Genomic DNA, 26,422 nt, shown 5'->3' on the forward strand with positions numbered 1-26,422 from the left:
TGTGTATACAAAATAAATTAAGGGGGGTATCTGCTTTGACGGAAGGTAAGACACCTATGATTCAGGTTAAGAATCTATATAAGGTGTATAAAGTGGGAAATACCAAGGTCTATGCGTTAAACGGTGTGGATTTTACCATATACAAAGGGGAATTTTGTGCGATAGTGGGACCCTCCGGTTCCGGTAAATCCACCCTTTTAAATATGATGGCGGGCCTTGAAAAACCGTCAAAGGGAGAGATCGTCATTGCCGGAAAGCATATTGAGAAGCTTTCGGAAAACCAGCTGGTTTCATTCCGAAGAAAGCATGTGGGTTTTATTTTCCAGTCCTATAATCTTTTAAAGACCATGAATGCAGTGGAGAACGTTGCACTGCCTATGTCATTCCGTGGGGTGCCAAGGAAAATAAGGAATGAAAAGGCAAAGGAATACGTAAAGCTTGTTGGGCTTGAGAAACAGATGAAGCATATGGCCAATGAAATGTCGGGAGGACAGCAGCAGAGAGTCGGCATTGCCAGAGCGCTTGCGGTAGATCCTCAGATAATTTTTGCGGATGAGCCCACGGGAAATCTGGATTCAAAGACCACAAAGGAGATTCTGGGCCTGATGCAGAGAATCGTGAAGGAGCAGAACCAGACGCTGGTCATGGTTACCCATGATAATTACATCGCGAAGTTCGCAGACAGGCAATTCCACATTGTGGATGGAAAGATATTTAAGATTGAGGAGCAGCATCATGAGGATACGAAGGAGGACATCGGATATGAAGAGGGGTAGGAAAGGAATTCTGTGGCTGCTTGCGGCCCTCATGATCGTTGCGGCCATGCCGTCTGCATCGTTTGCGCAGTATGACTTAAGTAAGAATACCTACATAGATGTTAAGAAGACTCCGTCTGGCAAGACCGGGGAAAATGTTACCATTAATATGGTTTTTACCAATGATACAAGCAATGATTTAAACGGTGTTGCAGTCATGTTTGACCGTTCTGTGGCAGAGGAAGAGTATGAGGCCACAGAAGACGATGATGGTGATGAAGAGACAAGGTACACCGGAGATGTATTCCCTTTTGAGATTACTACCAGTACGTTTGATGCGAAAATACTGGGAACGGTAAAGAGCGGAAGCTCTAAGAATTTTTCTTTGACAGCGAGAGTGCGCAGAGACATATCGGAGGGCTATTACATGGTTCCCCTGGAGGTGAAAACCGGAGGGTCCCATGCCAGTTATGAAAAGGTTAATATCTGGATCACAAAGTCTTCCACCACCACGGAATCCGGCGATACGGAGGGAACGATCCAATTTGAGCTGGGGGAAAACCAGAATACGCCCTCCGGAACATTTCCGGAAGTGATGAACTTCAATATGAATGTCCGCAATTCTTCCAATATAACGGCCTTTGACGTAGACATCCGGATGAAGCTGGATCAGGACAGCACCAAATTTCCGTTTGATATAAGCGATGGAAACTATACCCGGCATTATGACAGGATCGGCGGGGGTGAGTCGATTGAAGTCCCCTACAGCATGACGATCCGCAAGGATGTTTACAGCGGATACTATCCGATTACCTTTACCATTGAATACCGGGACAGCACAGAGGGGGATATCCAGAAATCAGAAGAGATTTTCTATGTAAAGGTACAGAATAAGGATAAAGAAGAAGAGACCGGGGAGTTTAATGCCAACGACAGAACAAAGGCCAGAATCATTGTCGATGGTTTCGAAACAAATCCGGAGACGGTTTATGCAGGAGATGAATTTGAACTGCTCCTTCACATGAAGAACGCCTCCGAGGATGTTGCGGCCAGCAATATCCTCTTTAATCTGGAATCAGAGAAGGTTACGGACAGTGCAGTGTTTACCATAGATGCCGGTTCTTCCTCCATTGTTGTTAATTCCCTTGGAGCAGGCCAGACAACGGATGTGAAGGTGAAGCTTCGGGCCGGGGCCTGGGTGGATCAGAGGACTTATGCCATAACCATCAATGAAAAGTACGACAGTCCGGAGTTTAAAAATGCCGAAGAAAAAGTGACGGTGAACATTCCGGTAAAACAAATGGCCCGTTTGAATACGGGAACCGTTGATGTTATGCCGGATACGATTTCCGTAGGTTCCGAGACAAATGTGATGTTCCCCATTAATAATACGGGAAAAGTACTTCTTTATAATGTAATGGTGGCTTTTGTCGGGGATTCGATCCAGCAGACCAACAGTTATGTAGGAAATATTAAACCGGGAGAATCCGGGAATGTAGATGCTATGATCACCGGAGCAGCCCCCACCATGGATGAGGGAAAGATCAAGATTCTCATTACCTATGAGGATGAAAATGGAGTGGCCAGCGACCCCATTGAGAAGGAGATAACTCTGACGGTAACGGAGCAGGCGGACCAGAATTTGGGAATGGATGATTCCGGGGATTTTCCCGCGGACACAGAGCCGGCAGGGGTTTCTAAATACGGGAAAATCATCATTCCTTCGGTGATTGCTGTTTTGGCTGCCGGAACCATAGGTACTGTTATTATTCTGAAAAGGCGCAGAAAGAAAAAGAAAGCGGCAGAAGAGGAAATAGACAATGAGATTTAGCGATTTGCTTTCCATGAGTGTGAATAACTTAAGACGCAGGAAGCTAAGGACATTTTTAACGGTTCTGGGAGTTTTGATCGGTACGGCTTCCATTGTTGTCATGGTGTCTTTGGGGATCGGCTTTAATGAACTTACCATGGAACAGATCGCATCTTATGGAAGCCTGACAGAGATCTCGGTTTATTCGAACGCCATGATGGGAGGGAATGAGAGCAGTAAGGAGCCTGAATACATGACGGATGATGTGATTGCACAGTTTGAACAGATCGATCACGTTACTGCAGTCTCTCCCTTGCTGGAGGCGAATGTTCTTATGACTCAGGGAGCTTATCAGGCGAATGTGAGCCTTGTCGGCGTTACTCAGGATTATATGAATAATATTACATTAAAGGAAGGCCATCTTCCGGATCCGGGGAAAAAGGAACTTCAAATGGTTATCGGAAATATGGTCGCCAGGCGTTTCAGTAATCCGAAAAGCAATAACTCCGGTTATTATGAAGATGCTTCCAGCATACCAGACATCGATTTTATGAATAGACCTCTGTTTGTGATCTTTGATACGGATGCTTATTATCAGGCTCAGAGTGGCAGCACTACAGGGGGCAGCACTACAGGGGGCGGTACCACAGAGGGCGGAACCCCCGTTAAACCGCCGAAAAAGTATCTTCTGCCAACCGTTGGTCTGGTGGAAGGCGGAGCCGAGGACTGGAACAACTATAGTTATAATGTTTATGTGGATCTGGAGGCGCTTAAAACCCAGTTAAAACAAATTTTCAAAAAAAAGCCGATTCCCAATCAGCCAACCAATAAAAAAGGAAAACCCTACAGCTATTTTATTTATGATCAGGCAGTTGTGGAGGTGGATGACATGGCCAATGTGACATCTGTGCAGAAGGCCATTACGGATATGGGGTACCAGGCTAACAGCAATATGGAATGGCTGGAGCAGTCCCAGAAGCAGGCGAAGATGGTTCAGGCCCTTTTGGGCGGAATCGGAGCTGTTTCCCTGTTTGTAGCGGCGATCGGGATTGCCAATACCATGATGATGTCCATTTATGAGAGAACAAAGGAAATCGGGATCCTGAAGGTTTTGGGATGCGATATGAAGAATATTAGGAACATGTTCCTTTTGGAGTCCGGTTTTATCGGCTTTTTAGGGGGAATAACCGGAATTCTTTTCAGCTATGCGGTATCGCTCCTCATAAACAAGTTTCTTGCCGGCCATTTTATGACAGATATGCCGGGGGATTTATCCCGGATTCCGCTGTGGCTTTCCCTGACGGCCGTTGGGTTCGCTGTTTTTGTGGGCATGGCTGCAGGATTTTTCCCCGCTTTACGGGCCATGAAGCTGAGTCCGCTGGCTGCGATACGGAACGAATAGCAGGTTCGGAAAAATTACTTGCATTTCCGGCGGGAATATTATATGATGATAGACAAGGTACGTGCGACTGGCGGATCAGTGGAGTTACACCACGGGGAGCACGATACAAACAAGAAGCCGACCGCCTGGGCACCGCTATGGGATGCCCAGGCGGTTTTTTGCGTTTTTATTGAGAAGGGAGGACCAGATCTGATGAATTTGATTTCTTTAAAAAACGATTTAAAGAAAAATTCGTATCCGGGAAGAGGCATTGTCATGGGCAGAACACCGGATGGAACAAAGGCAGTAGCCGCTTACTTTATCATGGGAAGAAGTGAGAACAGCCGTAACCGGGTATTTGTGGAGGAGGGGGAGGGGATCCGCACCCAGGCATTTGACCCTTTAAAGCTTACAGACCCCAGTCTGATTATTTACTCCCCGGTCCGGGTCATGGGCAATAAGACCATAGTGACCAACGGGGACCAGACTGATACCATTTATGAAGGCATGGATATACAGTTGACCTTTGAACAGTCTTTAAGGTGCAGGGAATTTGAGCCGGACAGTCCGAATTATACTCCCCGAATTTCCGGAATCATTCACATGGAGGGAGGGCGTTTTAATTACGCCATGTCCATTCTAAAGAGCAATCATGGGAATCCTGATTCCTGCAACCGCTATACCTTTGCCTACGAGAATCCGGCGGCAGGGGAAGCTCATTTTATTCATACCTATATGCATGACGGAAATCCCCTGCCAAGCTTTGAGGGGGAACCGAAGCTTGTAGAAACTCTTGACGATATAGATGAATTCACTGCTTTGATCTGGGAAAGCTTAAACAAAGAGAATAAGGTATCACTCTTTGTAAGGTATATTGATACGGAATCAGAGACTTATGAGACCCGTATTGTGAATAAGAACAAATAACAGGAGCGCAGAAGATGAATGAATTAGAATTAAAATACGGCTGTAACCCAAATCAGAAACCGTCAAGGATCTTCATGCCGGAGGGAAAGAAGCTTCCGATTGAGGTCTTAAGCGGCCGGCCAGGCTACATCAATTTTTTGGATGCATTTAACGGCTGGCAGCTGGTAAAGGAATTAAAGGAAGCAACCGGTCTGCCTGCAGCGGCTTCTTTTAAGCATGTATCGCCCGCAGGCGCTGCGGTGGGTCTGCCCCTTGACCCGGTCCTTGCAAAGATTTACTGGGTAGACGACATGAAAGAGCTTTCTCCGCTGGCCTGCGCCTATGTAAGGGCAAGAGGGGCGGACCGCATGTCATCCTTTGGAGATTTCATTTCTCTGTCCGATATCTGCGATGCGGATACCGCAAAGATCATCAAGCGGGAAGTGTCTGACGGCGTGATTGCACCGGGATATGAGCCGGAGGCTTTAAAGATTTTAAAATCCAAGAAAAACGGCAATTATAATGTAATCCGGATAGACCCGGACTATATACCGGAACCGCTTGAGAGAAAGCAGGTTTATGGAATCGTATTCGAGCAGGGAAGAAATGATTTAAGGATTGATGAGGGACTTTTAAGGGATGTGGTAACGGATAATCAGGAAATCCCGGAATCCGCAAAGATTGACCTGATTATTTCCCTTATTACTTTAAAATACACCCAGTCCAATTCCGTCTGTTTCACAAAAGGCGGACAGGCTATTGGGATCGGGGCCGGCCAGCAGTCCCGCGTTCACTGTACCAGGCTGGCGGGCAGCAAGGCGGACAACTGGTTCCTACGTCAGGCGCCAAAGGTTCTGGAACTTCCTTTCGTAGACAGCATCCGCCGTGCAGACCGCGACAATGCCATTGATGTCTACATTGGGGAGGAATATATGGATGTATTGGCAGACGGCAGATGGGAGAACATTTTTAAGGTGAAGCCAACCGTATTCACACGGGAAGAGAAGCGGGCGTGGCTGGACAAGATGACGGAAGTTTCATTGGGCTCGGATGCATTCTTCCCCTTTGGAGATAACATTGACCGGGCTTATAAGAGCGGGGTGAAATATGTGGCCCAGCCAGGAGGCTCGGTCCGCGATGATCAGGTGATTGAAACCTGCAATAAATATGGTATGGCGATGGCATTTACCGGGATTCGCCTGTTCCATCACTAAACGATCCATTTGTGGTCCGGATAAGCGGTCAGGAGAATGTCCTGGTATCTTATCCGGCCTTTTTTATGGAACAATCATCAAACAGGAAAATAAGTACCAGCCAATATTTTTTGTAAAAGCACTTTAAACAGAAGGCTGGCATAAAATGAGAGTAAGTAAGTTTAAGGTGGCTTTCTTTGAAAACTTTTCCCAAACCGTTAACTGCGCGAGAGGAGCGAGAGTGTCTGGAACGATACCAGAAAGGGGATCAGGAGGCGAGAGCCACACTCATCGAGCGGAATATGCGCCTGGTGGCGCATGTGGCAAAAAAATATCAGAATACGGATTATGATATGGAGGACCTTCTTTCTGTGGGGACCATCGGACTGATTAAGGCCGTCAACACCTTCCACCCGGACAGAGGTTCAAGACTAGCCACTTATGCGGCGAAATGTGTGGAGAATGAAATCCTATCACAGCGGCTCTGATTTGATGCAAGGGATCCTTCCTTTGTTATAATAAGATTAAGATAATCAAATATTTTACCATGAAAGGATGATTTTATGAACAAGAATTTATTTTCACCGGCCCCTCCCATGGGCTGGAATAGCTATGATTATTATGATACGACCGTAAATGAGGATCGGATTAAAGCGAATGCGGATTACATGGCCGCTCATTTAAGGAAGTTTGGCTGGGAATATATTGTTGTTGATATTGAATGGTATTCCCATGATTCCGGGACGCAGCGCGGCAAACATCAATACATACCTTTCTGGCGTGTGGAAATGGATGAATATTCACGGCTGCTTCCTTATCCGGACCGGTTCCCGTCCTCAGCCAATGGGCGGGGCTTTGGGCCGCTTGCTGATTATGTGCATGGATTGGGCCTGAAATTTGGGATCCATATCATGCGCGGGATACCAAGGATTGCAGCTCATACCCATACAAAAATACTTGGAACAGAGAGGACGGCTAATGAAATTGCAAGTCCGTATTCCATTTGTTTGTGGAATCCGGATATGTACGGTGTAATCCCGGAGGAGGAAGGCTCTCAGGATTATTACAATTCCATTATAAGCCTATATGCTGAGTGGGGGATAGACTTTATTAAATGCGATGATATCTGCCGTATGGATGCGCCGTCTGCGAAAAAAGAAATCAGGATGCTCCATGAAGCAATTGAACAGTGCAAACGTCCGATGGTCTTAAGTCTTTCTCCGGGACCGGCGCGCATCGAAGAGGCATGGCACTATGAAAAATATGCTGATATGTGGCGGATCACCAATGATTTCTGGGATGACTGGAAGCTGCTTCGCAATATGTTTGAACGTTGTGAGCTCTGGCAGAATCATGTGAGCTCAGGAAACTATCCGGACTGTGATATGCTCCCGGTCGGGATGCTTGGGAAAGGATTTAACGATGAGCATCTGACCCGTTTGACGCATGACGAACAGATTACCATGATGACGCTCTGGTGCATATTCCGTTCCCCGCTGATGATTGGCGGAGAGCTGACACTCCTTGATGATTGGACAATAAAGCTGCTGACTAATCCGGAAGTGCTCAGCCTTCTTACAACTTCAGAAAATGCCAGACAGCTTGAACGCGATTCGGTCCGTTGCATATGGTACAGTGAACATGCTGCAGAAAATATCCGGTATCTTGCAATATTCAATCTTTCCGACGAAGAGAGAATTATTCCGGTCGTACCAAAGCTTATGGATCTCGAAAGCTTTGCAGGCCTTAAGTTTACCGAGCTGTGGACCGGGAATACATTTGTTTGTAAAACCAAAGAGATGTGCCCGGTTCTGCCGGAGCATGGAGCAAAACTCTATCGTGTCATATCTGATGTAACGTATATTTCGCAATAAAGCTCATATATATTACAAATGTTATTTACAGAAAGGAGAAACCGTATGATGAAATTGGTTGCTGTCGGCAACCGGTTTATGAAGGATGACGGTATAGCAATTGCAGTGGCTGAAAGCTTGGAAAACCGGCTGAGTCATCTGGGGCTTCGGATCCTCATCGGTGAAACGGACTGCCAAAGCAGCTACTATTTATTAAACAAGGATGATTTTGTTTTTATACTGGATGCACTTTACATGGGGGCAGAGCCGGGAAGCGTTCATGTATTAAACCTTGAGGAGGTGATGTCACAACCTTCCGATTCTTTTATGCAGCATGATATGAGCATGATTGAACTCATGAAACTTTATGGGGATCATTTGAGGGGCTATATGATTGGCATTGAGGTAGCTGAAATCGGTTTCGGCGATGAGCTTAGTCCGGTTTTAAGAGACAAACTGCCGCAAATTTGCCTGGAAATTGAAAATTCAATCAAAAAAATCATATTGGAGGAAAAAGCTTATGCATGATACCTTTTTAAACCAGAATTTATATGAATCAATTAATCATTTATGCAAAGAGAATGCTATCGCGAAAATCCTGAATTTGACAATTACGGTGCATACCGACAGCCATATAAGCGAAGAGAGCATTCGGGAACATTTTGCTGACAGGAAAAGCGGGCACATCGGCGATTGGACAAACATTTTAGTTCAAAAACGGGAAATAGAACCGCTCACCGCGGCCATAGATCAAATAGAAGGTGAAAAGCTTTCATGAGGGAACGGCTGAGCTATCTGATACAGATCTTCGGGCTTGTACAGGGGGTAGGCATGAGGCCCTTTCTATATAAAACTGCAAAATCCCTGGAGCTTACCGGAGTTGTTAAAAATAAGGGCGCTTCGGTATTCATAGCGGTTTCAGGCGAAAAATGCAGGCTGGATCGTTTTTTATTTGAATTGACCCATGACCCGCCGCCTAACGCAAGGATTGATGAAATTAAAAAAACATCCCGCGCTGAAGTGGATTTTAAGGATTTTCGGATTTTAAACAGTTCAGAGGATAAAGCACGGCAGGGTCTGATTCTTCCTGACCTGGCTGTTTGCGATGAATGCCGGAAGGATATTAAAAACAGCAGGGACAGACGGTTTCGATATGCATTTACCAATTGTACCCATTGCGGACCCAGGTATTCCATCCTTAAGGATCTGCCCTATGACAGGGCCAATACATCCATGGATTCCTTTTCCATGTGTCCGGAATGCAGAGAGGAATACAAAAATCCGGAGAGCTGGAGATTCCATGCGCAGCCTGACTGCTGCCCGGCCTGCGGTCCGGAGTATTCCCTGCGAAACAGAAACGGCGTGCAGATCGAGTGTGAAGATCCCATTGAGAAAACAAAGCAGCTTCTAAAAGAAGGAGCGATAGTCGCTGTGAAAGGGATCGGAGGGTACCATCTTGTTTGCAATGCACAGGACGAAGATGCAATTTTAAAATTAAGAAACAGAAAAAACAGACCGCACCGGCCTTTTGCTGTTATGGCTTCAGAAATGGAAGCTGTAAAGGATATCTGCACGTTGAGCATTCTCGAAGAAGAGACGGTTGCAAACAACAAACGTCCCATCGTGCTGCTGAATAAAACCGGTTCTTCCGTATTGCCGGAAATGATTGCGCCTGGCCTTAAGCGTTATGGGGTCATGCTGCCTTATTCCCCGCTTCATTATTTCCTATTTGATGATGATATGAAATATCTCGTTATGACCAGCGGAAATGTAAGCGGAATGCCGATTTGTTATAAGGATAAGGCTGCAGTGGAACATTTAAACCGGGTGGCTGATTATTTTCTTGTCCATAACCGTGAGATCATGACGCCTGTTGATGATTCGGTCGTGAAGGTGATCGACGATGATGTGCTGGTGAGCCGCTGCGGAAGAGGGTATTCTCCGATGGCGCTGCCTTTAAACACATCATTGGAGCTTCTGGCTCTGGGGGGTGACCAAAAAGCAGCGGTTTGTCTGATACATAAAAAAACGGCACATGTAAGCCAGTATCTGGGAGATCTTAAGTTTCTTGATGCCTGCAATGAGTATGGAAAAGTGATAGACCGGTTATCCCGGCTTTTGAACGCACAGCCGCAATTTGCCGTCCATGATCTACATCCAGGTTATATTTCGACCCGCTATGCAAAAAAGTTTGGAAAAGAGCTGATTTCCGTACAGCATCATCATGCGCACATGGCCGGCTGTATGGCGGAATGTGGATTAACGGGTGATGCAATCGGTATCATTTTTGACGGTACGGGTATGGGAACGGACGGAACGGTTTGGGGCGGAGAATTTCTTATTGGCAGCCGGGCAGGATTTCAAAGAGCAGGACATTTGGAGTATGTTATCCTTCAGGGTGCTGATTCTGTGATAAAAGAACCATGGAAATGTGCAGTCTCCTATCTTTCTGCAATTAATGAAGATGCAGCTCCGTTTTTACCTGATATACAAAGCGTTCCATTAGAAATCGTAAAAAAGGCGTTACAGAATAAAGTAAATTGTTACGAATCATCGAGCATGGGCCGGCTGTTTGACTGCGTTGCCGCTCTTGTGCTATGCCGTACCCACATTTCATATGAAGCACAGGCAGCCATGGAGCTTGAGAGCATCCTGGATGAAAAAGTAACGGATTATTACAATTATTCCATCTATGAAAGTGACGGTGCGCTAATATTAGGGTATAAAAGCATCCTGACAGGTGTATTACTGGATTTAAAGAATCATGAACCTGCTTCCGTTATTTCTGCTAAATTTCATAATACGGTTTGCAAAGCAGCCGTATCCTGTGCAATCCGGTTAAGGGAAAGGTATAAGATCAATCAGGCTGTTTTAAGCGGAGGGGTATTTGAAAATACTTATCTGATGAAAAACATAGGATTGGGGCTTAAAAAGTCAGGCTTTCACATATATTTTAACAAACAAACGCCGTTAAATGACGGAGGCCTGGCTTTCGGTCAAGCATCTGCGGCGGCATCAATCTTAGAGGAGGGTGATTATGTGTCTTGCTGTACCTGCAAAAATAACATCGGTCCAGGGTAATTATGCTTATGCTGAAACAATGGGCATTCGTCAAAAAATTAATATCCAGCTGATAGAAGAACCTATGCCGGACGAACATGTCTTAATACATGCAGGCTTTGCAATTGAAAAGATCGATGTAAATGAATATACATTTCTCAATGACACGCTGCATGAGATGGTAAAAGATAATGAAGATGAGTCAGATTGATAAAATAATCCGGATTATGGAAGTTTGCGGCACCCACACACAGTCCATAGCCAGATCAGGAATCCGTTCTGTGCTTCCGGAGCACATTAAGCTGTTGTCTGGTCCTGGCTGCCCTGTATGTGTTACAAATGAGTCCTATATTGATGCGGCAATTGAATTGCTTTCCCGTGATGATATCATACTTGCCACCTTTGGCGATATGTTAAAAGTGAAAGGTACCGGCTCGAATCTTGCTGATAAGAAAGCCAATCATAATATTGTAACGGTCTATTCCCCGGAAGATGCCATAACGCTGGCTTTAAAAAGACGGGATAAAGCAATTGTATTTTTAGCAGTCGGATTTGAAACAACAGCACCTGTTATTGCGGCAACGGTTAAAAATGTATATGAAAACGGCCCTGATAATCTGTTCTTTCTAACGGCTCTGAAACGGATGGAGCCTGTGCTTCGCCGGATCCTTACGGATGACAGAAAAAGAATAGACGGACTCATTTGTCCCGGGCATGTGGCAGCTGTTTTGGGTTCAGAGGCGTTCCGGTTTGTTACGGATGAATTTCATGTGCCGGCAGTTGTTTGCGGTTTTGAAGCAGATGATGTCAAAGCCGGTATTTATCATCTTTTAGACCAGATAGAAAAGAAGATACCACTTGCTTTTTCCAATTTATATGAACGCTGTGTCAGTACTGCCGGAAACCCATTGGCACAAAACTATATGAGCGAGGTTTATCAAGTTGAGGATGGATGCTGGAGAGGGATCGGGCAGGTTTCGGACTCTGCATTGGGTTTGCGGGGAAAATATAAAAAGCTTGATGTAAAAAACAAGTTCGGCCTGACTGAAAAAGCATGTTTCGGGCCGTCCGCCTGCCGGTGCAGTGAGATCATACTGGGCATAAAAGCTCCTTATGAATGCATACAGTTTGGAGTGAACTGTACACCTGAAAATCCATTAGGGCCTTGCATGATTTCTTCCGAAGGAGCGTGTTCGGCTCATTACAGATATGGGAGGTTAACGGTTGGAAAATAAGATCAGATTATACCATGGTGACGGCGGTGTTAAAACAAGTGAGCTGATCAATGAGGTGTTCTTAAAGCACTACGGGAACAGCAAAGGCTTCCTGTTAAGCGATTCCTTTGTTTTTACTGCAGATCCGTCAAAACTGGCCTATACCACAGACAGCTTTGTGGTCAGACCTCTGTTCTTTCGCGGCGGGGATATCGGCAAACTGGCTATTTGCGGCACCATCAATGACCTGGCAACTGCCGGAGCAAGGCCCTTATATATAAGTGCGGGTTTTATTATTGAGGAAGGATTTGATATTGCAAGCCTGTGCCGCATTGCAGAGTCAATGGGGGAAGAGTGCCGAAGAAACGGTGTGAAAATCGTTACCGGAGACACGAAGGTGGTTGAAAGAGGGAGTGCAGACGGATTATTTATCAATACATCAGGTCTGGGTATTGTATCGAAAAACTATTCCCCCTGCGGGATTGAACCCGGTGATGAAATCATCATAACCGGGACGGTCGGGGAACATGGAACTGCCATATTGCTGGACCGGTATGATCTTGCCATTGAAACAGACAGGATCAGTGATTGCTGTGCGCTGAATTATCTGATCGATGGCTTGGAAACGGAGCTTTCATATATTAAGCTGATGAGAGATCCGACCAGAGGGGGGCTGGCAACCATTCTGAATGAAATCGTAACCAATGCCGGCTATAATGCGGAGCTGTATGAAAATCAAATACCGATCAATGATCAGGTGAAAGCCATCAATGAAATCCTGGGAATTGATCCCTTGTATCTTGCAAGTGAGGGAAGAATGGTTCTCGTAGTAAAAAAAGGCTCTGGTCACAGGATCCTTGAAGCCTTAAAGAACCTGGCCGGATGCAGGGATGCCGGGCTGATCGGTCATTTTACCGAAGATAAGGAAGAAGTTGTCTATCTGCAGACCAGTATTGGAGGAAAAAGGCTGATTCCGGCGTTAGAGGGACAGACAATACCAAGGATCTGCTGATCGAACATAGCAGTATGATTATAATTCTATTTTGGGAGGTTTTCAATGGAGCTGAATTTGTTTTTGGATTTTATTGGTAACTGCGTGAAGGAGATCAACCGTGATGTAGAAAAGCTTCACTCGGACCAATACGATAATAGCAATATATTAGATCATCTGAGCAGTGAAGTGATCATGCTGGAAAATCACATTCAATATTTCAGTCAGTTAAATCAAATGCCGCTTGAAGACGGCGGTCCAAGATATTTTACCTTGGAGGAACTGGCCTTATATAACGGAAAGAATGGTTCTCCTGCATATGTTGCGGTCAATGGAGTTGTTTATGATGTTACAAATAACGCCGTTTGGCAAGGAGGTCCTCACTTTGGCCTTAATGCCGGCAACGATCTGACCAATGAATTTGCAGGATGCCATCCGGGAGCGCTGGTCTTAAGCGTTCTGCCTGTAGTGGGTTATTTATATTAAAGAAAAGTTGGTGATTCATTTGGATTCAGTTCATTTTAGTTGTCCGTATCAGGAGATCCGGCTAAAAACAACCGCAAGCCTTGTGGAACGGGTGAAACATGAAATTTCTGATCATGTACTTCAAAAACGAAAACTTGTCTGGCTTGAATTAAACGGATGCACCGGTAATACAATTTCGCTTCTGGACGGTGATGATCCGGATTTTCAGTATCTTATTACTCAAATGGCAGATCTCATGTTCAGTAACAGCCTGATCGTTTCCCAGGGAGCAGAAGCGATGGATCAATTATTCCGTGTAATTGGCAGCGATTACATACTTGCGGTTGAAGGAGCGGTATCCTTAAAGGATAACGGGGCCTACCACATCATCGGCACTTATAATGGCAAAAACGTAACGGGGCTGGAGGCTGCCAGAAGTCTGGGAGAAAATGCAGCACATGTGATTGCTGTCGGTGCATGTGCTGCTCACGGCGGCGTATCGGCCGCAAGACCCAATCCGACGGAATGTGTGGGCGTGCAGGATGTTTTACAAAGAAAAGTAATCAAACTGCCGGGGTGTCCATGTCATCCGGATTGGTTTTTGGGAACCCTTGCTTACCTGATCCTATATGGAGAGCCGCCTCTTGATGCCATGGACCGTCCTTTGATGTTTTATGCAACTACCATCCATGACAGGTGTCCAAGAAGGTCTTATTTTGACAATGGTATCTTTGCGGAAAAGCTGGGAGAAGAAACCTGCATGTTTCTATTGGGCTGCCGCGGACCGGTTACCCAGATTGATTGTCCCATCCGTCATTGGAACGGGCGTGTTAACTGGCCGATCGGGGCTGATTCTGTCTGCATCGGGTGTGCACAATTCGGTTTTCCTGATGCCATGGAACCGTTTATCACTTACGGCAGTATGAGAGAGGAGTAAGCATGCCGGAAAAAATAACAATAAATCCTCTTACCCGCATCAATGGGTTTATGGAAATAGAAGCTGATGTTGAAAATCAGATTGTGACGGATGCAAAAACAAAAGGCCTGATGTTCCGGGGATTTGAGAAAATGCTGGTTGGCAGAAGCCCTTTTGATGCCGTCTATTTTACCCAGCGCATTTGCGGAATCTGTTCGACCGCACATTCCATGGCATCTACACTTGCCTTAGAGAGTGCTATGGGCTTTGTTCCTTCTGAGCAGGGAAGATATTTAAGAGATATCATTCATGCATGTGAGTTTTTTCAAAATCATTTAAGACATCTTTATCAATATACGCTCCCTGATTTTGTGAAGTTACCGGAAAATTATCCATTGTTTAAGACGGATCACAATGATTACAGGCTTCCAAAGGATTTAAACGACAAAATGGTAAACCATTATTTTGAGTCCCTTGAGTTCAGCCGCAGCGCTCATCAGATGTTAGCCATACTCGGTGGGAAAGCTCCGCATAATCACGGGATTTTTATCGGCGGAATCACCTCAACGGCCACTGCGGATAAAATAATCGCGATCAAATCGATCCTTTCTGATATTGGGCGGTTTATAGATGAAAAAATGATTCCCGATGTATATACGATCGGAGAATATTATCCTGAGTATTATCATATCGGCAGGGGCTATGGAAATTTATTAAGCTATGGATGCTTTGATCATTACAGGGATTTGGGAACATTATATGTTGATCCCCTTGTTTATTCCGATAATCAGATAACCCCTTTTAATCCCGGTCTGATTACCCAGGACAGCGAATATGCCTGGTTTGATGAGAATAATGAACCGGATATTCACAAACAGCAGGCATATTCATGGATAAAAGCTCCCAGGTATCAGGATGTTCCCTTTGAAGTAGGCCCGCTGGCAAGGCAATGGCTTTGCGGCGATTACAGAAACGGGATATCTGCTATGGACCGGACCATAGCGAGAGTACTGGAAGCCAGGAAAATTGTAACAATTATGAATACGCTCATAGATAATCTAATTCCGGGATTATCCGTTCAGCAGGAATATACGGTTCCGGTACAGTCAATGGGGAGAGGGCTGATTGATACCACAAGGGGAGCGCTTGGTCATTGGATCTATATTGAAGACAGTAAAATAGCCTTTTATCAGGTCATTACCCCGTCTGCATGGAACTTATCGACACAAACCGGAAACAGGAAGGGAACTGCAGAGCAGGCTTTGATAGGATCACCTGTCAATCGTTTGGATGCACCTGTAGAAATTGGCAGGATCGTACGGTCCTATGATCCCTGTGTGTCCTGCGCCACCCATGTATTCTCCGGAGGAAAGCATTTAAAAACCATTCGGGTTGTATGAACTTTCGCATTTATCAGGCAGATTCCATGAGGTTATGTTCTCGTTTAAGGATTTACATAGCCTCTTCTTTATTGCCTGATACCCGTCCTTTCATGGAGATGAGATGCACTGTTTATTGATATTCCGTGCAGATTGCTTTCATAAGAGCCTGCTTTTGCCATGTGGGACAGGAAAGCTGCTGTACATATAGAAGAACAGCCTGATTGTGTATGATAGCAGCCCTTTTTCCCAATTCATTTTTATCTGCTTCCGTTTCCGGGTAATGTACAATCATATTCATTGCGGATGCCTCTGGTCATACGGTTTCTATAATGTATGACGTTTTGCATGTCCTGTATGTTTGCGGATAAGGCAATCGTGACTCATCAGCGTTTTTCATTGGTAAGGAGGAATATTGCGTGGAAATCAGGAAAGAACAGTTCGCAATCTACTCAAGAAAGTCGAAGTTTACCGGCAAAGGGGAAAGTATTGGTAACCAGATCGAGCTCTGCAGGCAATATATATCGGCACATTATGGGGAAAGCTTTGCTGACAGTGCCTGCATCTATGAGGATGAAGGCTTTTCCGGGGGGAATTTGGAAAGGCCAAAGTTCAAGATCATGATGCAGCAGGCAAAAAAGAAGAAATTTACGGCCATCGTCTGTTACCGCCTTGACAGAATAAGCCGTAATATCGGTGATTTTGCAAATCTCATTGAAGAGCTGAATGAACTGAACATTTCTTTTATCTCAATAAAAGAACAATTTGATACCTCTTCCCCTATGGGGCGGGCCATGATGTACATTGCCTCTGTTTTTTCTCAGCTGGAGAGAGAGACCATAGCGGAGCGCATCCGCGATAACATGCTTGAGCTCTCCAAAAGCGGAAGATGGCTGGGGGGAAATACTCCTACAGGCTATCTTTCGGAAAGCGTGTCCTCCGTGACCATAGAGGGAAAGGTGAAAAAAGCTTATAAGCTGCAGTTGATTCCGGAGGAAGCAAAGCTGGTTCAATTGATCTACAGGAAATTTTTAGAGACCGGCTCTCTGACCCAGACTGAGACATATTTGATTCAGAATGGATACAAAACGAAATACAACCGCCTGTTCAGCCGTTTTGCCATAAAGGGAATACTGACCAACCCGGTTTATATGATAGCAGATCGGGAGGCTTATGATTATCTCCGGGAAAAAAAGGTGGATTTATCTGCACAGAAGGAGGACTTTGACAGCAGCAGCGGAGTGATTGCATACAACCGTACGCTTCAGAAGCCCGGGAAAGCACATGAATTGAAAAATATGGAAGAGTGGATCGTAGCGGTGGGAAAGCATGAGGGCATGATTCCCGGCTCCATGTGGGTCAGCGTCCAGCGGCTGCTGGAGCAGAATAAGTCAAAAAATTACCGGAAGCCCCGCAGCAATGTAGCCCTGATGTCCGGAATCCTGTTTTGTGCAAACTGCGGTGATTATATGCGTCCCAAATTGTCCGGAAGGTACAATGGACAGGGAGAGCAGATCTATTCGTATCTGTGTAACATGAAGGAAAAAAGCCGCATGAAGTGCTGCGCAATGAAAAATGCAAATGGAAACAAGCTGGATAAAATGGTGATAGAGGAAATCAAAAAAATATCAGAGGATGAGATTGAATTCCAAAAACAGCTTAACCAGAGTAAAAAGCTGTTAGATGAGACCCGTCAGGAATCTGAAATGGATATATCACGCTTAAAGGAAGAGTTTGAAAACATGGAGGCGGAAATAGCCGGGTTGGTATCTTCACTTGGAAAAGCCGGGGGAACGGCGGCAGAGGAGTATATTGTAAAGCAGATCGGTGAACTGCATAAAAAGAAAGAAGGAATGGAACAGCGGATAAAGGAATTAGAAGAGGCCGTCAGAAACGAGGGGCTTTCCGGTCTTGAATTTCAGCTTTTAAAGCAGACCCTTTCTTCGTTTCGGGATACCTTTGATATCATGGACGTGAAACAGAAGCGGGCGGCAATCCGTACTTTTGTAAAAAAGGCCGTATGGGATGGAGAGAATATCCATCTGTATTTGTTCGGTTCGGAAGAACCAAAGCCGTTATGAGACTCTAGCAAATGAAATCCTAATGCTTCTTCGTGCAAATAAAAAATATTCCAAAGAAGTATCTTTGTTTGAACCCATCGGCGTAGACAAGGATGGTGAGACCGTAAGCCTTGTAGATGTCATTGAAATGGAAAATAAAGAGACTCTGGAAACCATAATTTTAAAACAGGATATCAAAGAACTGTATGAGGCTTTTGACAGTTGCCTTAAGGACAATGAGAAAACCATAATCGGCATGCGGTATGGCCTGCATGGCGGGAAGGAGTATACGCAGCGGGAAATTGCTGATTTAATGGGGATATCCAGATCCTACGTATCCAGGCTGGAAAAGAAAGCGCTGGAGCGCCTTCGGGCGGAATTAAAAAAAAATGGTGCATAACAGGAATCTATTTATAAAAAGTATATAAAGAATGCATAAATTTTTCATTGACTTTTTAAAAAAAAGCTGATATAGTTTAAATAAAGTTAATAATATGTGGATTGTTACTGGAAAGCAGGCAAAACCAATTTTGATTAAGAAAATAGAATTTTATTTTCATGATCAAAGTTGGTTTTTTTATTTACGCGGGCAACGAGCCAAACGAACATGTTTGCGTTTTCCAGCCGGGGAATGCACGCTAAGCGTATATTCCCCGGCTGGAAAACGCAAACATGTTCACTTGGCGACTGCCGCGATAACCGGAGAAACTCGCAGAGCGTGTTTCCTCCGGTTACAGGGTGAGGCTTATGAAAATCGATAAAATTATCAATAATAATATTATAAGCGCGCTGGAGCCGGATGGAAAAGAAGTCGTTGTCATGGGCAGAGGAATCGGGTTTGGTGCAAAACCGGGAAAAGAGATTCCGGAGAATAAGATCGAAAAGGTGTTCCGCTTAGACAGCCAGAACAGTGTGGATAAGTTTAAGGAGCTGCTTGTGAATCTTCCGCTTGAGCATATCCAGGTCTCAACGGAAATCATTAATTATGCGAAAAGTGTTTTGAACAGGTGCCTTAATCAAAATATATACATAACACTGACGGATCATATTAATTTTGCCATTCACCGGTTTAAGCAAAAAATGGTCTTTACAAATCCTCTTCTGAATGAGATAAAGACCTTTTACAAAGAGGAGTACTTAGTCGGCGAATACGCAGTGGCCCTGATTGAGCGGAAAATCGGTATCACGCTTCCTGTGGATGAGGCAGGATTCATAGCACTGCATATCGTAAATGCGGAATTCAATACCGCGATGCGGGACACCATCGACATTACGAATCTGATCCAGAACGTAGTGAGAATTGTGAAGGAGTATTTTACGATGGAACCGGATGAAACCTCTTTGAATTATCAGCGGTTTGTGACCCATTTGAGGTTCCTTGCGCAGAGAATTGTTGCAGGAGAGCTGTTAAACAGCGGAAATGCTGAATTTAACCATCTAATATCCGAGATGTACCCGGATGAATACGGATGCAGTTTAAAAATCAAAGATTACATACTTGAAACATACCATCATCATGTGACAGAAGAGGAGACCGCGTATCTGGCGGTCCACATCAAAAGGATGAGGCTTTAAAAGAAAGGAGAACAAATGAATATGTTTGATTCATGGAAAAAAATTTTCGAAGGGGGAGATAAAAAAGAGAGAGAGAAGATTCTGGCACCGGTAGAAGGAACGGCAGTTCCGCTGAGTGAAGTCAGTGACCCTGCCTTTAGTCAGGAAATCCTGGGAAAAGGCGTTGCCATAGTTCCTGCAAAAGGAAGAATTGTGGCACCGGCCGACGGTGTACTGACGGTCATGTTTGAGACAAAGCATGCAGTCAGCGTTACAACCAATGGAGGAGCAGAGATCATCGTCCATGTGGGACTGGACACGGTTAACCTAAAGGGAGAGCATTACACTTCCTATAAAAAGCAGGGGGACCGGGTAAAGGCAGGGGAGCTTCTTCTGGAATTTGACATGGCGGCCATTAAAGAAGCCGGTTATGACGTGATTACGCCGGTCATAATCTGCAATACACCGAATTATCCGGAAATGGTGTGCCATACAGGGATGCAGGTAAAGGAACTTGAACCAATCATTGAACTGTAGGTGTTTAAATGAGGGAGTATTTGTATGAAGTAAAAGACCCCATGGGGCTTCATGCCAGGCCGGCTTCTCTGATTTTTATGGAAGCGAGGAAATATTCATGCAGCATTGAAGCACATTGGGAGTCAGACAAAGCGGATTGTAAAAGCCTTCTGTCGTTAATGGGTCTTGGCGTAATGGGAGGCGGAATGGTTCTGTTCCGGTTTGAGGGAGAGGACGAAGATGCGGCCATAACCGCAGTCAGAACCGTTTTGGAAGGTTTGTGATCTGAGCCTGCGTTTTGCAGGAATGGATAAAAATGTCCGGGAGGACAAAAAGAAAGGGGTTTCTTTATTATGATGAAGTATTTGCAAAAACTAGGTAAATCACTGATGCTGCCGGTAGCATGTTTGCCTGCAGCGGGGATTCTGATGGGAATCGGCTACTGGATCGACCCGACAGGCTGGGGGGCCAACAGCGCCATTGCTGCATTCTTGATTAAGGCAGGCGGGGCCATCATTGACAACATGGCAATCCTGTTTGCCATCGGTGTAGGCGTGGGCATGGCAGATGACCACGAAGGTACCTCAGCCCTGGCAGCTCTTGTTTCCTGGCTGATGATTCAGACGATTCTTTCTCCTGCTGTGGTAGCCATGTTAAAAGGCATTGATGTCAGCGAAGTAAATACTGCTTTCGAAAAGATCAACAATCAGTTTATCGGTATCGTATCCGGCATCATCGGTTCCGCCTGCTATAACAGATTCAAAAATACCAAGCTTCCGGATGCCCTGGCATTCTTCAGCGGAAAGCGTTCGGTGGCCATTGTAACAGCTCTGGTTTCCCTGGTTGCATGTTTGGTTTTATTCTTCATATGGCCGGTGGTATATTCCGCATTGGTTGTATTTGGCAAAGGCATCTTAGGTTTAGGCGCTGTAGGAGCAGGTATTTACGGCTTCTTCAACCGGCTGCTGATTCCGCTCGGCCTTCACCATGCTCTGAACTCGGTATTCTGGTTTGACATCGCCGGAGTAAATGACCTCGGTAATTTCTTGAGAGGTACCGGCGTCCTGGGCCAGACAGGCCAGTACATGACAGGTTTCTTCCCGGTTATGATGTTCGGACTTCCGGCAGCGGCTCTTGCCATGTACCATACCGCAAAGCCGGGCAAGAAGAAAAATGCATACGGCTTATTACTGGCAGCAGCAGTATGTTCTTTTTTCACAGGTGTAACGGAGCCGCTGGAATTCGCTTTCATGTTCCTTGCACCAGGTCTGTACTTAATCCATGCAATTTTAACCGGTATTTCCTTAACCGTCTGCGCCATGCTTCCCGTACGTGCAGGCTTTCAATTCAGTGCCGGCTTTGTTGACTGGTTTTTAAGCTTTAAGGCTCCAATGGCCGTAAATCCGCTTTTTATCATCCCGATAGGCCTTATTTATGGGGTTATTTATTACTTCGTATTCCGTCTGGCAATCTTAAAGTTTAACTTCAAGACTCCCGGGCGTGAGGATGATGATCTGGATGAGTCCACGGTCACCCTTGCCAATAATGACTATACCCAGGTTGCTTCTATTATTTTAGAAGGGATTGGCGGAAAAGACAACATTACCAGCATTGATAACTGTATTACAAGATTAAGACTGGAAATTAAGGATTATACCCTGGTGGATGAAAAGAAGATCAAATCAGCGGGCGTAGCCGGTGTGATCAGGCCAGGTAAGACCAGTGTCCAGGTAATCGTGGGGACCCAAGTACAGTTTGTAGCAGATGAATTCAAGAATCTGTGCAGATAAACATATGACAGAAAAGCAGGGGCGCATAACCGTCCCTGCTTTTCTGTGCATGAAATTCTTTCATATCTAAAATAAGGTTGAACCCTATTTTTAAATTTGGTACAATAAAGGGAAATATCAAGCAAAGGATAAGGAAAGCCATGAAAGAAAATAAAAATGAAGTAAAGGAAGAAGCATTTGACTTAAAAAGAGAAATTTTTGAATGGATCAAGATCATAGTAACGGCTGCCGCTATTGCATTTTGCATAAATACCTTTATTATTGCTAACAGCAGGGTGCCTTCGGGATCCATGGAAAAAACGATCATGACAGGAGACCGGGTGATTGGTTCCAGACTTGCTTACCGGTTCGGAGAGGATCCGGACCGGGGAGATATTGTGATTTTTGATCATAAAACAGGTCCGGGGAGAGAAGAAACACGTCTCGTAAAGCGCATTGTGGGACTGCCCGGAGAAACGGTGGACATAAGGAATGACAACATCTACATTAACGGCTCGGAAACTCCCCTTGAAGAACCCTATCTGCCGGAAGCCATGGAAACCCAGGATTATCATTTTGAAGTACCGGAAGGAAGCTATCTGATGCTTGGCGATAACAGGAATAATTCTGCGGATGCCAGATACTGGCCGGATCCATACGTGCCAAAAGACAAGATACTGGCGAAAGTTCTGATCCGGTATTATCCCGGAATTAAAAAAATCAAATAGCAAAGAAAGAGTTCCCAATGGGAGATGGTTGAATATATTAAAATAAAAAGGTAAGTTCGATGGGATATGCGTGATATATTCATTCTGGTGCTGGCGCTTTGTACTGACACCTTTGTGGCCAGCATTGCCTACGGGGCAAACCGGCTGCGTATTTCGTGGGGAAAGGTCATTGCTGTCAACGGAATCTGCAGCGGCTGTCTGGGAGCGGCTCTGGTTTTCGGGAGCATGATTAACGGATTGGTGCCGGCCGGTTTTGCGAAAGGAACGGCGTTTTTCTGCCTGTTTCTTTTGGGAGTGGTAAAGCTTTTGGACTATACCATAAAAAAATACATCAACAGTCATGTGAATGTTCATAAGGATCTGACATTATCGATTTCCGGCCTGAGCATCATCATAAACATTTACGGAAATCCTCTGGCTGCAGACTGGGATCATTCCAAATCCTTATCCTGGAAGGAGACCGTCATGTTTTCCCTTGCCATGTCCATAGACAGCCTGCTGGCCGGGACCTTATCCGGATTTTTGCTGATGCCTCCGGGACTTACGGCCCTGGTCGCTTTGCTTGTGGGCATTGCCGTCATGTATATCGGCCTGTTTCTGGGACATAAGCTGGCCGCATTAAAAGGCTGGGATTTGTCGTGGGTCAGCGGGATTTTATTTTTGGTCCTGGCATTTGGCAAATTGTGATTTGCGGATTTAAAAATGGGGTTCCGCCCGGCATAAGGGTTGAACCCCATTTTTAAATGCGGTATAATCGTCAGCAAGATTTAAATAGCCCATAACTATATGAAATTGGAGAAAATGGAGGCAAATACGACCGTACAAAGCCCGGAAGTGGCAATGGCAAGACTGCTCATGGCTCCTTCGATTTCTCCCATTTCCATAGCTTTTGTGGTTCCCACAGCGTGGGAGGAAGAACCTATGGCAATGCCTATAGCAACAGGATCGGTAATTTTAAATACCCTGCATACGGTTTCTGCAATTATACTCCCAAGGATTCCGGTAATAATGATACTGGCCACGGTGATGGTGACAAAACCCTTCATCTCTTCTGAAATTCCCATGGCGATAGCCGTAGTAATGGATTTGGGCAGAAACGTAACGTATTGCTGATGGTTCAGATTAAAGATCAGAGCCAGGAGCAGTACGGTCACCATCGTGGTGAGAACGCCTGTCAGGGTTCCGGCCAGAATGGCTTTGGAATGCTTCTTAAGCAGCTCCAGCTGGCGGTAGAGCGGAACCGCCAGGCAAACGGTAGCCGGGGTCAGAAGATAGCTGATATATTTGGCGCTGCCGTTATAAGCCTCATAATCAATTTGAAATGCGGATAAAAAAGCCATGACCGCCAAAATGGATATTAAAAGCGGATTGAATATGGCAAGCCTGAACCGTTTCTTTATACGGACTCCCAGCTCATAACCCAGAATGCTGATCACTGCACCAAAAAACAAAAAATCACTGATTGTACTGCTCATCTTTATGTGCCTTTCTTTCTTTGTCGGTTTTGATAAGAAACTGAGTTACTTTTCCGGTGATCACCATGACAATAACCGTGGAAAGTAAAGTGATAACCAGGAAAGGAACGAGAATGGGTTTCAGCGTTCCCCAGGAATCCAGCAGCCCCACGGCTGCCGGAATGAACATCAGAGGCATGATATCGATAAGAAATGTGCTTACCTCTTCCACCGCTTCCAGGGGAATGAGTTTTGTTCTTAAGCCCATTAACATGAGGATCAGGCCATAAATACTGGCGGGTACGGGAAGGGGAACAAATAAATGTATGATTTCTCCTACCAGGGATATGAAAAGAATGATACTGAATTGTCTGATGTATTTCATGGCATAGCCTCCTGCGATTCCTGTTGAATTTTCAACTATGGTTTATCCTAAACTGAAATTTGCGGCTTGTCAAATGTTTTTAATGACATAACATATTTTTTAATTGGAAATTTCGTGGATAAAAGGTATAATTATTCATATTAAATGAAAAGGAGTTAAGGATGATGATGGCTGAACTGGAGTTTGGCATTTTATATTTTTTACAAACGCTGCATACCCCCTGGCTGGATGGGCTTATGAAGGGGATAACCAGCCTGGGAGACCATGGAATTTTCTGGATTATTACCGGTACTGTTTTGTTATTGTTTCAAAATACAAGGCGGATCGGCCTGTGCGTCATGTTATCCCTGGCGGCAGGTCTTTTAATCGGAAATGGGCTGCTTAAGAATCTGGTTGCCAGAGACAGGCCTTGTTGGATTGATAACAGCGTTCTTCTTTTGGTTAAGAACCCCAGAGATTATTCCTTTCCGTCCGGGCATACGCTGGCCTCCTTTGAAGGAGCGGTCAGTATCTGGCTTTATAACCGGAAATGGGGTTCCGCTTTTTTAATCCTGGCAGCACTCATTGCATTCTCCAGAATGTATTTATTTGTTCATTTCCCTACTGATGTGCTTGGAGGAATGGTTCTGGGGAGTTTCATCGCCTTTTTCGTTCACCGCATGGTGGAGAAAGAAAACGTGTCCTGAAAAAAGTACTTGCTTTCCGCCGGATCTGTGTTATACTGGTGGCGTTACAAAATACAATATTATAAGTCGCAGAGTAGACTTGTGTGCGTTAAGTGCCGGCTGAACAGGGAGTTGTCAGCCGGACGAAAAGATTTTCTTGCGGTACACGAGTCGCATCCCGCTGCATCAGAAGATAGGTATATTATCTCCGGTTGTAGTTTGAGGTCTGCAAAGGAGGTATTTTTTTATGAAAAAATTCGTCACTTTGTTCACCGATTCTTACAGAGAGCTGAAGTCTGTGAGGACCATCACCACTGCCGCCATGTTTGCTGCCATAGCGATTATTCTTGGCATGTTTTCCATTAATGCGGGTAACTATATCAGGATCAGCTTTTCTTCCATCCCCAATGGAATGGTAGCATATTTATTTGGACCGGTAGTGGGCAGCCTTTTTTCCGGAAGCCTTGATGTGCTTAAGTATCTCTTAAAACCGGCCGGAGCCTTTTTTCCGGGATTAACCCTGGTGACCATGCTGGCAGGTCTTATGTATGGCTGTATGTACTATAGGAAGCCTGTTACCTTAAGAAGGATTCTGGTTGCCAAGTTCCTTGTCATGCTGATCTGCAATGTAGTGCTCAACACCCTGTGCCTGTCCATCCTGTATGGAAAAGGCTTCATGGTTCTCCTTCCGGCCAGAGCGCTTAAGAATCTGGTCATGTGGCCCGTTGATTCCATGATTTTTTATATCATGGCAAAAGCTATGGATTCGATGGGAGTCTTTCAGGCCATCCGGAGTGCGAAAACGGCGGGAACAAGATAAAGGAGAAAGGCTTGTGGTGTTTCAAATTGCACCACAGGCCTTTTTGAATGGAATCAGGAAATTATTGCTGTTCCAGATAGAGAAGAGCGGTTTTTCGGATGGCTTCCATGCGGTTTCGGGTTTCCGGATCGGTGTATGGGATTTTGTCCACCAGCTTGTTTATATAATCATGTTCCCGGACATATCTGCGGCTGATGGGAAAATTCAAATCAAAAATATAGGCGAGATAAGAAACCCACATATCCATATGAGTCTCACGCTCAGAATACCGGATAGGAGTGTGGCTAAGAAAGCAATGGAAGGTGCGGTCGGAAACCGGTTCTGCTCCGAGTTGGGCCGGAGATACGTCAAGCATGGTATGGATAGAATCCTGTTCCTTGACACGGAAGTTATCCAGCTTATCCGCATCCCGGATGATTTTAGAATGCAGCAGCTCTTTGCCGGTTAAGGATTCCTCCATCTGATAGAGGCTGTGGTTCCGGATCGCAGCATAAATGATCGGATCGAAGCTGCGCTCCGGAATGAATTGTTCAATGAGGCGGTTTTCG

The 26,422-nt window shown here is 45.2% G+C and carries 31 protein-coding genes and 2 riboswitches (1 of these 33 running past the window's edge); of the genes, 26 read left to right on the top strand and 5 right to left on the bottom strand.

From position 1 onward, the window contains the following. The first annotated feature begins 35 nt into the window (after positions 1 to 35). From BQ9856_RS08800 to BQ9856_RS08875, 16 genes are all read left to right on the top strand, one after another. The gene (locus BQ9856_RS08800) at positions 36 to 776 is read left to right on the top strand and encodes an ABC transporter ATP-binding protein (protein WP_442855507.1); all 741 of its coding nucleotides are present in this window, start codon (positions 36 to 38) and stop codon (positions 774 to 776) included. After that, positions 763 to 2,586, top strand: a complete 1,824-nt coding sequence (locus BQ9856_RS08805) for a COG1361 S-layer family protein (protein ID WP_077610694.1) — start codon at positions 763 to 765, stop codon at positions 2,584 to 2,586. Before BQ9856_RS08800 ends, BQ9856_RS08805 begins: the two co-directional genes overlap by 14 nt. Continuing rightward, positions 2,576 to 3,967 (top strand): ABC transporter permease, encoded by a 1,392-nt coding sequence (locus BQ9856_RS08810; protein ID WP_077610695.1) that lies wholly within the window; start codon positions 2,576 to 2,578, stop codon positions 3,965 to 3,967. Before BQ9856_RS08805 ends, BQ9856_RS08810 begins: the two co-directional genes overlap by 11 nt. Before the next feature lie 53 nt (positions 3,968 to 4,020). After that, positions 4,021 to 4,105, top strand: a riboswitch (ZMP/ZTP riboswitch). 54 nt (positions 4,106 to 4,159) lie between these two features. Further along, entirely contained in the window at positions 4,160 to 4,873 is a 714-nt protein-coding gene (locus BQ9856_RS08815; protein ID WP_077613310.1) for an IMP cyclohydrolase, read from the top strand. A gap of 14 nt (positions 4,874 to 4,887) precedes the next feature. After that, on the top strand, positions 4,888 to 6,066 hold the full coding sequence (locus tag BQ9856_RS08820; protein WP_077610696.1) for a phosphoribosylaminoimidazolecarboxamide formyltransferase: 1,179 nt from the start codon (positions 4,888 to 4,890) through the stop codon (positions 6,064 to 6,066). Between the two features lie 176 nt (positions 6,067 to 6,242). Continuing rightward, positions 6,243 to 6,533: a sigma-70 family RNA polymerase sigma factor gene (locus tag BQ9856_RS08825; RefSeq protein WP_442855508.1), complete on the top strand. Its 291-nt coding sequence runs from the start codon at positions 6,243 to 6,245 to the stop codon at positions 6,531 to 6,533. Positions 6,534 to 6,608: 75 nt separating this feature from the next. Next, positions 6,609 to 7,919, top strand: coding sequence for a glycoside hydrolase family 27 protein (locus BQ9856_RS08830; RefSeq protein WP_077610697.1), 1,311 nt, complete (start codon positions 6,609 to 6,611; stop codon positions 7,917 to 7,919). A gap of 45 nt (positions 7,920 to 7,964) precedes the next feature. Then, positions 7,965 to 8,426 (top strand): hydrogenase maturation protease, encoded by a 462-nt coding sequence (locus BQ9856_RS08835; protein WP_159441971.1) that lies wholly within the window; start codon positions 7,965 to 7,967, stop codon positions 8,424 to 8,426. Next, positions 8,419 to 8,676 carry a hypothetical protein gene (locus BQ9856_RS08840; protein ID WP_077610699.1) on the top strand — a complete coding sequence of 86 codons (258 nt, stop codon included), beginning with the start codon at positions 8,419 to 8,421 and terminating at the stop codon, positions 8,674 to 8,676. The genes BQ9856_RS08835 and BQ9856_RS08840 overlap by 8 nt, the downstream gene beginning before the upstream one ends. Then, positions 8,673 to 10,979: a carbamoyltransferase HypF gene (gene hypF / locus BQ9856_RS08845; RefSeq protein ID WP_077610700.1), complete on the top strand. Its 2,307-nt coding sequence runs from the start codon at positions 8,673 to 8,675 to the stop codon at positions 10,977 to 10,979. Before BQ9856_RS08840 ends, hypF begins: the two co-directional genes overlap by 4 nt. Further along, a complete protein-coding gene (locus BQ9856_RS08850) occupies positions 10,936 to 11,169 on the top strand; it encodes a HypC/HybG/HupF family hydrogenase formation chaperone (protein WP_077610701.1) in 234 nt (77 codons plus the stop codon). The genes hypF and BQ9856_RS08850 overlap by 44 nt, the downstream gene beginning before the upstream one ends. Next, on the top strand, positions 11,156 to 12,193 hold the full coding sequence (hypD, locus tag BQ9856_RS08855; protein WP_159441972.1) for a hydrogenase formation protein HypD: 1,038 nt from the start codon (positions 11,156 to 11,158) through the stop codon (positions 12,191 to 12,193). The genes BQ9856_RS08850 and hypD overlap by 14 nt, the downstream gene beginning before the upstream one ends. Beyond that, positions 12,183 to 13,184 (top strand): hydrogenase expression/formation protein HypE, encoded by a 1,002-nt coding sequence (gene hypE / locus BQ9856_RS08860; RefSeq protein WP_077610703.1) that lies wholly within the window; start codon positions 12,183 to 12,185, stop codon positions 13,182 to 13,184. Before hypD ends, hypE begins: the two co-directional genes overlap by 11 nt. A gap of 45 nt (positions 13,185 to 13,229) precedes the next feature. Further along, the gene (locus BQ9856_RS24810; protein WP_200801281.1) at positions 13,230 to 13,649 is read left to right on the top strand and encodes a cytochrome b5 domain-containing protein; all 420 of its coding nucleotides are present in this window, start codon (positions 13,230 to 13,232) and stop codon (positions 13,647 to 13,649) included. Positions 13,650 to 13,668: 19 nt separating this feature from the next. Continuing rightward, positions 13,669 to 14,565: a hydrogenase small subunit gene (locus BQ9856_RS08870; RefSeq protein ID WP_077613312.1), complete on the top strand. Its 897-nt coding sequence runs from the start codon at positions 13,669 to 13,671 to the stop codon at positions 14,563 to 14,565. A gap of 2 nt (positions 14,566 to 14,567) precedes the next feature. Next, positions 14,568 to 15,944, top strand: a complete 1,377-nt coding sequence (locus tag BQ9856_RS08875) for a nickel-dependent hydrogenase large subunit (RefSeq protein ID WP_077610704.1) — start codon at positions 14,568 to 14,570, stop codon at positions 15,942 to 15,944. A gap of 112 nt (positions 15,945 to 16,056) precedes the next feature. Here the strand turns inward: BQ9856_RS08875 and BQ9856_RS24530 are convergent, their stop codons facing one another. Continuing rightward, on the bottom strand, positions 16,057 to 16,224 hold the full coding sequence (locus BQ9856_RS24530) for a hypothetical protein (protein WP_159441973.1): 168 nt from the start codon (positions 16,222 to 16,224) through the stop codon (positions 16,057 to 16,059). 118 nt (positions 16,225 to 16,342) lie between these two features. On the opposite strand from BQ9856_RS24530, the gene BQ9856_RS08880 reads away from it, so the two are divergent. The 8 genes from BQ9856_RS08880 (at position 16,343) to BQ9856_RS08915 (ending at position 23,237) form a co-directional block, all read left to right on the top strand. Continuing rightward, positions 16,343 to 18,004, top strand: coding sequence for a recombinase family protein (locus BQ9856_RS08880; protein ID WP_077610705.1), 1,662 nt, complete (start codon positions 16,343 to 16,345; stop codon positions 18,002 to 18,004). Beyond that, the gene (locus tag BQ9856_RS08885; RefSeq protein ID WP_442855509.1) at positions 17,949 to 18,383 is read left to right on the top strand and encodes a sigma-70 family RNA polymerase sigma factor; all 435 of its coding nucleotides are present in this window, start codon (positions 17,949 to 17,951) and stop codon (positions 18,381 to 18,383) included. Before BQ9856_RS08880 ends, BQ9856_RS08885 begins: the two co-directional genes overlap by 56 nt. Positions 18,384 to 18,730: 347 nt before the next feature. Further along, entirely contained in the window at positions 18,731 to 19,558 is an 828-nt protein-coding gene (gene licT, locus BQ9856_RS08890; RefSeq protein WP_077610706.1) for a BglG family transcription antiterminator LicT, read from the top strand. Positions 19,559 to 19,579: 21 nt separating this feature from the next. Then, a complete protein-coding gene (locus tag BQ9856_RS08895) occupies positions 19,580 to 20,074 on the top strand; it encodes a PTS sugar transporter subunit IIA (protein WP_077613313.1) in 495 nt (164 codons plus the stop codon). Positions 20,075 to 20,082: 8 nt separating this feature from the next. Then, positions 20,083 to 20,337, top strand: a complete 255-nt coding sequence (locus BQ9856_RS08900; protein ID WP_077610707.1) for an HPr family phosphocarrier protein — start codon at positions 20,083 to 20,085, stop codon at positions 20,335 to 20,337. 69 nt (positions 20,338 to 20,406) lie between these two features. Next, positions 20,407 to 21,843 (top strand): N-acetylglucosamine-specific PTS transporter subunit IIBC, encoded by a 1,437-nt coding sequence (nagE, locus tag BQ9856_RS08905; RefSeq protein ID WP_077610708.1) that lies wholly within the window; start codon positions 20,407 to 20,409, stop codon positions 21,841 to 21,843. 140 nt (positions 21,844 to 21,983) lie between these two features. After that, positions 21,984 to 22,550 carry a signal peptidase I gene (gene lepB / locus BQ9856_RS08910; RefSeq protein ID WP_077610709.1) on the top strand — a complete coding sequence of 189 codons (567 nt, stop codon included), beginning with the start codon at positions 21,984 to 21,986 and terminating at the stop codon, positions 22,548 to 22,550. A gap of 66 nt (positions 22,551 to 22,616) precedes the next feature. Continuing rightward, a complete protein-coding gene (locus BQ9856_RS08915; RefSeq protein ID WP_077610710.1) occupies positions 22,617 to 23,237 on the top strand; it encodes a manganese efflux pump in 621 nt (206 codons plus the stop codon). Positions 23,238 to 23,332: 95 nt separating this feature from the next. Here BQ9856_RS08915 and BQ9856_RS08920 read toward each other — a convergent pair whose 3' ends face one another. Together BQ9856_RS08920 and BQ9856_RS08925 are read right to left on the bottom strand one after the other, a co-directional pair. Then, on the bottom strand, positions 23,333 to 24,025 hold the full coding sequence (locus BQ9856_RS08920) for an LrgB family protein (protein ID WP_077610711.1): 693 nt from the start codon (positions 24,023 to 24,025) through the stop codon (positions 23,333 to 23,335). Further along, positions 24,006 to 24,389 carry a CidA/LrgA family protein gene (locus tag BQ9856_RS08925; RefSeq protein ID WP_077610712.1) on the bottom strand — a complete coding sequence of 128 codons (384 nt, stop codon included), beginning with the start codon at positions 24,387 to 24,389 and terminating at the stop codon, positions 24,006 to 24,008. The genes BQ9856_RS08920 and BQ9856_RS08925 overlap by 20 nt, the downstream gene beginning before the upstream one ends. 161 nt (positions 24,390 to 24,550) lie before the next feature. On the opposite strand from BQ9856_RS08925, the gene BQ9856_RS08930 reads away from it, so the two are divergent. Together BQ9856_RS08930 and BQ9856_RS08935 are read left to right on the top strand one after the other, a co-directional pair. Beyond that, a complete protein-coding gene (locus BQ9856_RS08930; RefSeq protein ID WP_077610713.1) occupies positions 24,551 to 25,075 on the top strand; it encodes a phosphatase PAP2 family protein in 525 nt (174 codons plus the stop codon). A gap of 67 nt (positions 25,076 to 25,142) precedes the next feature. Beyond that, positions 25,143 to 25,240, top strand: a riboswitch (THF riboswitch). A gap of 61 nt (positions 25,241 to 25,301) precedes the next feature. After that, positions 25,302 to 25,874 carry a folate family ECF transporter S component gene (locus BQ9856_RS08935; RefSeq protein WP_077610714.1) on the top strand — a complete coding sequence of 191 codons (573 nt, stop codon included), beginning with the start codon at positions 25,302 to 25,304 and terminating at the stop codon, positions 25,872 to 25,874. Positions 25,875 to 25,935: 61 nt separating this feature from the next. Here the strand turns inward: BQ9856_RS08935 and BQ9856_RS08940 are convergent, their stop codons facing one another. Next, complete coding sequence (locus BQ9856_RS08940) at positions 25,936 to 26,334, bottom strand: hypothetical protein (RefSeq protein ID WP_077610715.1); 399 nt, start codon at positions 26,332 to 26,334, stop codon at positions 25,936 to 25,938. A 70-nt stretch (positions 26,335 to 26,404) separates the two neighbouring features. Next, on the bottom strand, positions 26,405 to 26,422 hold the 3' portion of the coding sequence (locus BQ9856_RS08945) for an LrgB family protein (protein ID WP_077610716.1). 288 nt of this gene lie beyond the right edge of the window; only the last 18 of its 306 coding nucleotides appear in the window; its start codon lies beyond the right edge, outside the window — the gene reads right to left on this strand; the stop codon is at positions 26,405 to 26,407.

It is taken from the genome of Clostridium sp. Marseille-P2415 (assembly GCF_900155545.1).
Classification (GTDB): Bacteria; Bacillota; Clostridia; order Lachnospirales; family Lachnospiraceae; genus Lacrimispora.